This window comes from Rhizobium sp. Root1220, assembly GCF_001426265.1.
Lineage (GTDB): Bacteria > Pseudomonadota > Alphaproteobacteria > Rhizobiales > Rhizobiaceae > Rhizobium.
The window spans coordinates 550,956-557,846 of the sequence record NZ_LMDG01000012.1; the positions used below are offsets into that span (position 1 = coordinate 550,956).

The 6,891-nt window shown below is 57.5% G+C and carries 8 protein-coding genes and 1 pseudogene; 2 read left to right on the forward strand and 7 right to left on the reverse strand.

Annotated elements, in window-relative coordinates:
* Positions 1-15: 15 nt before the first annotated feature.
* The 5 genes from ASC90_RS11965 to blh are packed head-to-tail and all read right to left on the reverse strand — an operon-like array spanning position 16 to position 3,248.
* A complete protein-coding gene (locus ASC90_RS11965; RefSeq protein WP_200950879.1) occupies positions 16-780 on the reverse strand; it encodes a sulfite exporter TauE/SafE family protein in 765 nt (254 codons plus the stop codon).
* Positions 777-1,208, reverse strand: a complete 432-nt coding sequence (locus tag ASC90_RS11970) for a YeeE/YedE family protein (protein WP_056540134.1) — start codon at positions 1,206-1,208, stop codon at positions 777-779. The genes ASC90_RS11965 and ASC90_RS11970 overlap by 4 nt, the downstream gene beginning before the upstream one ends.
* The gene (locus ASC90_RS11975; protein WP_056540136.1) at positions 1,205-1,615 is read right to left on the reverse strand and encodes a YeeE/YedE family protein; all 411 of its coding nucleotides are present in this window, start codon (positions 1,613-1,615) and stop codon (positions 1,205-1,207) included. The genes ASC90_RS11970 and ASC90_RS11975 overlap by 4 nt, the downstream gene beginning before the upstream one ends.
* Positions 1,616-1,617: 2 nt before the next feature.
* On the reverse strand, positions 1,618-1,953 hold the full coding sequence (gene bigR / locus ASC90_RS11980) for a sulfite-sensing transcriptional repressor BigR (protein ID WP_056540139.1): 336 nt from the start codon (positions 1,951-1,953) through the stop codon (positions 1,618-1,620).
* Positions 1,950-3,248 carry a bifunctional sulfur transferase/dioxygenase Blh gene (blh, locus tag ASC90_RS11985; RefSeq protein WP_056540142.1) on the reverse strand — a complete coding sequence of 433 codons (1,299 nt, stop codon included), beginning with the start codon at positions 3,246-3,248 and terminating at the stop codon, positions 1,950-1,952. The genes bigR and blh overlap by 4 nt, the downstream gene beginning before the upstream one ends.
* A gap of 122 nt (positions 3,249-3,370) precedes the next feature.
* Here blh and ASC90_RS29805 point away from each other — a divergent pair.
* Positions 3,371-3,610: pseudogene (locus ASC90_RS29805) on the forward strand (acetate/propionate family kinase); the annotation flags it as partial.
* A gap of 47 nt (positions 3,611-3,657) precedes the next feature.
* On the opposite strand, the gene ASC90_RS29810 reads toward ASC90_RS29805, so the two are convergent.
* Together ASC90_RS29810 and ASC90_RS27985 are read right to left on the reverse strand one after the other, a co-directional pair.
* Positions 3,658-4,083, reverse strand: coding sequence for a hypothetical protein (locus ASC90_RS29810; RefSeq protein ID WP_244480368.1), 426 nt, complete (start codon positions 4,081-4,083; stop codon positions 3,658-3,660).
* A gap of 211 nt (positions 4,084-4,294) precedes the next feature.
* Positions 4,295-4,867, reverse strand: a complete 573-nt coding sequence (locus ASC90_RS27985; protein ID WP_244480364.1) for a helix-turn-helix transcriptional regulator — start codon at positions 4,865-4,867, stop codon at positions 4,295-4,297.
* 1,152 nt (positions 4,868-6,019) lie between these two features.
* Between ASC90_RS27985 and ASC90_RS12000 the strand changes: the two genes are divergently transcribed.
* Positions 6,020-6,891 (forward strand): AAA family ATPase (locus tag ASC90_RS12000; protein ID WP_244480365.1); only part of this gene is annotated, 872 nt, incomplete at its 3' end.

Below are 6,891 nucleotides of genomic sequence, written 5' to 3' on the forward strand. Positions count from 1 at the left end.
GATCGGTCTCGCCGATCAGACACTCCGAAAGAGGACATAGGCAGCAACGACGAAGATCACACAGGCGAACAAGCGGTTGAGAAGACCTTTGTAGCTGCTGAGACGCGTGGCCAGCACCATGCCCGGGACGCCACCAAGAACGCCGCCAGCGATAAATTCCGCCGCGAGCACCCAGTCGACGAGCCCCGAAGTCGCGTAGTTGATGGCCGTTGCAAGCCCAAAGGCGCCGACCGAAAGGAGTGACGATCCTACCGCGCTGATCATTGGCATCCCCGTCGCCAGGATGAGGCCGGGGACGATGAGAAATCCGCCGCCGATGCCGAAGAATCCCGAGGCCGCCCCGGCTGCCAATGCGACAGCCGCCGTCGTCAGGCACATCGTGAGATCAACCGGCCGTGCCTTTTCGGGAACCGGCTTCGGCGACACCAGCATCACCGCACCGACAACAAGCATGAGCATTCCGAACAGGAACAGCAGATGCTCCCCATCCAGCGCCTTGCCAAGCGTCGATCCTCCCAAGGCTCCGATGACCCCGAAAATGGAAAAGATGATCGCACACCGCCACCAGACATAGCCTTTTGAGGCATGGATAGCGAAATTGGCGAAGGCATTCACGGAGACTGCCAGCGCTCCCGTGCCTATCGCAACATGGGGCTGGGAGACGCCGACGACATACAGCAACAGCGGTGTCGCGAGAATGGAGCCGCCACCGCCGAGCAAGCCCAGCATGAAACCCACGATGCCACCGGATCCGACTGCCACGAGCAACGAATGGCTCATCCTCGCCTTCTCCAGATCCGATCGTGGACTATCATCCCCACCAGCATGGCAATCACGAAGACAAGGGACTGGGCAAGGCCGACGGACAATGACGCAACAGCGGGGCCCGGGCAAAAGCCGCCAATGCCCCACCCCACACCAAAGAGCGCCGAGCCGACAACGAGTGGCGGATCGATCTTTCTCGTCGCCGGCAGGCGAAACGTTTCGTCGAAGGCGGGTCGCCCCAATCCATACATGATCCGAACGCCGACGAAGGCAATCAGAACGGCTCCCCCGAGAACGAAAGCAAGGCTCGGATCCCAGACATTGAAGATGTCCAGGAACCCCTGGACACGGACCGGATTGAGCATTCCGGAGAGGGACAGACCAAAACCAAATACCGTTCCCGACGCGAGAGCGACCGCCGCCTGCGGGAGGGCCCGCGTCATAGGCCCGCTCCCCGCAGGACGGCAACGGCGACGACTCCCGCTGTCAGAAAGGTTGCCACGGCGACGGCCGATCTGGGCGAAAGGCGGGCAAGCCCGAGGACACCGTGGCCGCTCGTGCAGCCGGAACCCATCCTCGAACCGAAGCCGACCAGCAGACCGGCAATAACGATCAGGGGCCATCCGACTGACATTCGCACGTCCGGCCACTTGCCGAAGGCATACAGGTAGACGACAGGGCCGAGCATCAGTCCTGCGACGAATGCGAGGTTAGTCGGCATCTCCGCCCCTTGCGACAGGCGACCGACGATACCACTGACCCCCGCGATCCGACCATTGAGCAGGAGGAGCATCACGGCCGACAAGCCGATGAGCATCCCGCCTAGAAGCGACGGAAGATAGGCGGTCATTGTCAGTCCTCCTCGCAGAAGATCGTGTAAAGCGCGTTTACGAGTTGGGCGGCCTTCTCCTCCGTCAGGCTGTAAAAGATCTGCTTGCCTTCTCGGCGCGTAGCGACAAGCCCTGCCTTCCTCAGCCATGTCAGGTGCTGCGATAGATGTGGCTGGTGTATGTCGACCTTCTCCTCAAGTTCCCCTACCGAGAATTCACTTTCCACAAGCGTGCAAACGAGACGGAGCCTGCCCGGATGCGCGAGCGTCTTCAGCAGGCCTGCAACCTCCTCGGCTCGTGTCCGCATGTCCTGCGGTGCTTTAGAGTTGCCCTTCATCTTCTTGATGTGCGAACTCATGACCACGCCGCCTCTCCCAGTGCATCCAGCGGAAATCTGAGATAGCGCTTTCCGTTCGCTTCCGGTTCAGGAAGCCGTCCGGCGCGGACGTTGACCTGGAGCGCGTGGAGGATCAGCTTCGGCATCGGTAGGGTCTTGTCCCTCTCCATGCGTAACTTCACGAAGCTATCCTCGGACCCGTTCGCCACGTGGCGATTGGCCCTCTTTTGCTCCGCTACCGTAGACTCCCATCGGGGAACTCTGCCGTCCGGCTGATAGTCGTGCCCGGTAAAGATCCTGGTGTCGTCCGGCAGGGCAAGGATATCCTGGATCGAATTCCAAAGCGCCTTTGCATCACCGCCTGGAAAGTCCGCCCGCGCTGTACCACTGTCAGGCATGAACAGCGTATCGTGTACAAAGGCGGCATCCGCAATAACATATGTGATGGAAGCCAGCGTGTGCCCTGGCGAGAACATGACCTTCGCATCGATCGATCCGACCTTGAAGGTTTCGCCGTGGGCGAAGAGCCGGTCCCACTGCGATCCGTCGGTGGCGAGTTCTGGCCAGTTGTAGATGCCTTTCCAGAGCTTCTGGACGTCGACCACGTGTTCGCCGATCGCCGTCTGCGCACCTGTCTTGCTCTTCAGGTAATGGGCAGCCGAGAAGTGATCGGCATGGGGATGGGTGTCGAGAATCCAATCGACTGTCAGGTTGTTCTCCCGGACGTGGTCAAGGATCGTATCCGCGTTGATTGTCGCAGTCGCCCCGGACTTCTCATCGAAGTCGAGCACCGGGTCCACGATTGCGCACTTACCCGTTTCCGGATCGGAGACCACATATTGGACACTCCACGTGCGCTTGTCGAAGAACCCCTGGACCACCGGGCGACGTTCGGAATACTTCGTCAGCCACTTGGTCGCCGCCGTCAGGTCGATAGCAAGCCTTCCCCCGAGAGTTGGCAAATCCTCCAGCTTCATGCGGCCGTCGAGAACCTCGCCGATGACATGGAGAAGCAAGGCTCGCACGCCGGATTTGCAGTGTGCAATCGCCGGTCCGTCCGACTGCTGCAGTGAACGCTGAAACGCGCGGACGTCGGCTTCCGTGAGGGTCGCGACGGTGACCGGTACAAAGACATAGGAGAGCCCCGCACGTTTCGCGGCATCGTCCTCGGCTTGCGTGCCGGGCTGGGCCGACTCCTCGCCATCCGGGCGGGCGTTGATCAGTGTCTTGAAGCCTTGCGCCGCCAGTGAGCCAAAGTCGGCTGGATCAGGTTGCGGCATGACGGAAAGTCTGTCGTTGATCCTCGTGATGGTCATGTAGCCGCCCCCGTGATTAAAGATAATATAATTAAATATAATGTATATTGATTGAACCTCAACCCCTGCCAGTGCAGCCTCACCACACGGTTGGCAATCCCTGCAGGCTGCATGATTCCGGAATGCGGCGTTACGGATTTCACGGCCTTGCCCACAAATCTGTCGCTGCTAACCTTCGGAGACTTGCACCGGGTCTTGGTGGAGGCAGTGTGATCTGCGCGCATCTTAGGATCGGCTCAAGTCTTTGTGTCATGGTGGACAGCGTCAGCATCGACACGAGCATGGGCTTTTCAACTCTCGGCGGCACTCCGATGGCGACCCGGCCGGGAGCGTTGGATCCAGTCGTGTTGATCCATCTGCTGCGATCGGAGTTACCGGATACCGACAAGCCGGAAGATTTTCTTTATAATCAATGCGGCCTTCCTAGCGCGCATCGGGGATCAGTGGGAATACCGAAGTCCTTCAGCAGGATTTCCGACCTTCGGCCAAAGCGGCACTTGACCTGCTTTGCTTCAGGATTGCTGGCGAGATCAGCCGACTGGCCATTTCCGCGGGCGGCGTCGATGCGCTTGTCTTTATCGAAGGCATCGGAGAACACCTCCTTGATTCGCAAGGGAATCGAGCGACATCTGCATGGATCGCGACGTTCGTGATCCTGATCAACGAAGAGCAGATGATCGCGGACGAAGCGCTGGCTATCATCAGTCACCCAGTCATATCCGACCAAGGCATCACGCTTGCCCATGCGTCTGTCGAGATTAGTGAAAACTGACTCAAGTATGTGACTGAAAACACAGGCTTGCAGGCAAAATATTTGACTCACGTTCGCGGACAAAGCGATCTGGGGTCCTATCTTTGGCCCCTCTGAAAGGACAAGCTAAAGCGAGCATCGGCCGATCAGTTTTTTCACTCAAGCTACGTCAGTGGACAGAGTTAATTGCCGCCGCGTCACGCTGTGGCGAGCGGGACCCTGGTGCTGAGCGAGATTGGCACTTTGCGGAGTGCGTTGATTTGCGTGGTAACCTGGAGACCGAAAAACTCCGCGCTTACCCCGAACGTATATCTTCTTTGTTAGGTGGTCCTGAAGCTTCAGTTCTCCAGCGCACTCCAAGGCCCGATTTCGAAGTCTCCGCAAGCAAGATGATGTCGAGCTTAGAAAACGCCTCGTCCAATTTCGCTAACGTCGTGAGATTGACGCCTACAACTTCTCCAAGCTCTAGGCGAGCGACGAAATTGCGATTGACTCGCGCGACTTTAGCAACATCAGCCTGAGATAGGTCTGCTAACGCACGTGCTGCTCGATATTGGGCGCTTCTATGCGGATCATCTGTTGCTGGTGTACGAAGCCGCACCCCTGCGCCCAATCCATCACAGGCATCAATGAAGTCAATGCCAGCACGCTCGTAAGCTCTACGGAGATTGATGGCTACCTTCGACATCAGCTTGTATTTCCCAGCTTCCCAACCGCCAACTTCACGTCTGTCCAAGCCGACCCAACCAGCAATGACTTCTTGCTCTCTGGCAAGAAGCGCTCGTGACGCTCGAAGCTGGCTGGCAAAAATGCGCATCGCCGGAGAAACGGCAATGCTACGCGAAATGTCAACATTAGGCGCACCCAACTCGTTATATTTGCTTATGACTCAATTTCTTTGCGTTTATCTCACGAATCGTGTTTCTTTGGAGTGCGCCAATAAGGAAAACCGAATCGGCCGCGCGTCGAAACGGTAGCTTCAAGTCGGCCAACAAGTACAGAATCCGCAGCAAGAGTTAGTGGCTCCGTCCCGATGGCCACTCGGGAATGAAGTCACCTCCCGCACAGCAACAGCGCGTTCATGGATTGCGCTCAAAGGAGTTCGCGATGTTTGATAAATGGCTCGGCGCGCCCCCGAGCGTGATAATCCCGCGACTACAGTCGCTTCTTGCTGACATTCAAAGCCTTGCCTTACCTGGTGGCTTCGATGGACCTATTGATCCTGTCATCATCCGTAACTGCATGCTCCTGCAGCGCTCTGTACCGTGCCTCATTGGCGAGATGTCTGGTCATCCGCACATCAAAGAAGGAAGCCCAGGCGTCACCAGCGAACTCTTTTATCTTAACCGAGAGCGAAAGCTCGCTCGGAGCCTAAGCCGTTGGTACCGGTTTGAAGACGGCCTCCTGTGATGGCACTGTGTAGGGAGCCCCCAATGGACGCCGCCTTAGCCGACAACCTTCACCGGTATATTTTCAAACTGCAGGAAGTAGCCGACCAGATGAAAGGCTCGCGAACCAGCGGGTCTCGTAAAGTGAACCGCAATAACGCGGCCATTGCCCTTAAGTCTGCAACTGATTTTCTGGCATATTGCGCTCTCGTAGCCCTCTTTCGCAGAAACATTTGCGGACTATCCCAACCGTCTTGCGTTGCCGTAATCTCCGTCCCGTCTCACTGGCAACTGACCGACGTTCACGACTGTAGCCCTCTTTCGCAGAAACATTTGCGGACTATCCCAACCGTCTTGCGTTGCCGTAATCTCCGTCCCGTCTCACTGGCAACTGACCGACGTTCACGACGCAGCAAAGATCATCCTKAAGGATCAAAAGGGCATCAAAGTATGCCTCCATCCCACTTCCAAGCACCGGCGTGGGTGGGAAGTCGACGCGGCCGAATTCCTTGAGTCCGGCGAGAGGTTGATCATCGGATCAAAAGGGCATCAAAGTATGCCTCCATCCCACTTCCAAGCACCGGCGTGGGTGGGAAGTCGACGCGGCCGAATTCCTTGAGTCCGGCGAGAGGTTGATCATCTTCACTCAGGAGGGCTCCGTCGTCCACGAGGACTTCGAGCTTGCTGCCACACTCTTCGATAAGCTGGCTGTATGCGATGTCAGGCACTTGCGAGCCCTCAGTGTGTTTCGAAGATGCGGCGAACTTACCGAGGAACAAGCAGCGGTGATTGCAGAACAGCCATCCCAGCGAATGGAAGCGATTTTCCGCCGAGATCAGCCAGCGAGCCGGGCCGCGACAAAGCTATTGAAGGCCGCCAAGGTCGGTTCCGGCAATGAAAGACTCCTGGATGTCACCAAGGGCTTCGGCGAAGCAAGCGTGTGGGCTGATGCTCTAAAAAGAGACCTTAAGGATTGGCGACAAGGAAAGTTGCCGTGGGCCGAGGCCCTTTTATTCCTTGATGAATTCGACGCCATTGGCGACCGAGCCAAATTTCCTAGCCGCCATGAGCTTTATTCAACCACCGTCGTAAACGCTCTCTTGGAATGCTTGGACGGAACAGAAGGCCGTGAGGGCGTCATCGTCCTTGGTGCGTGCAACTACCCGGAGAGGATCGACCCTGCTCTTTTGAGAAGCGGTCGATTGGAAAAACACGTCAGATTTCCTTTGCCTGACGTAACGGCGCGAGGAGAAATCCTTGAGTTTCATCTTCCGCATTTAGCGGGCGATGCGGCGCTAAAAGAAATAGGCGCAAGACTGCCTGGCAAAAGCGGCGCTGACCTCGAACGAATGGCCCGCGAAGCGAGAAGGATCGCCAGAAAAGAAACCCGAGATGTCAACATTCAGGACGTCAGATCGCAGGTACAAGTCCCGCCGCCGCTCGACGCCAAGACCCTGTATCGCGTAGCGATCCACGAGGCAGGTCACGCGCTTGTAACCCATGC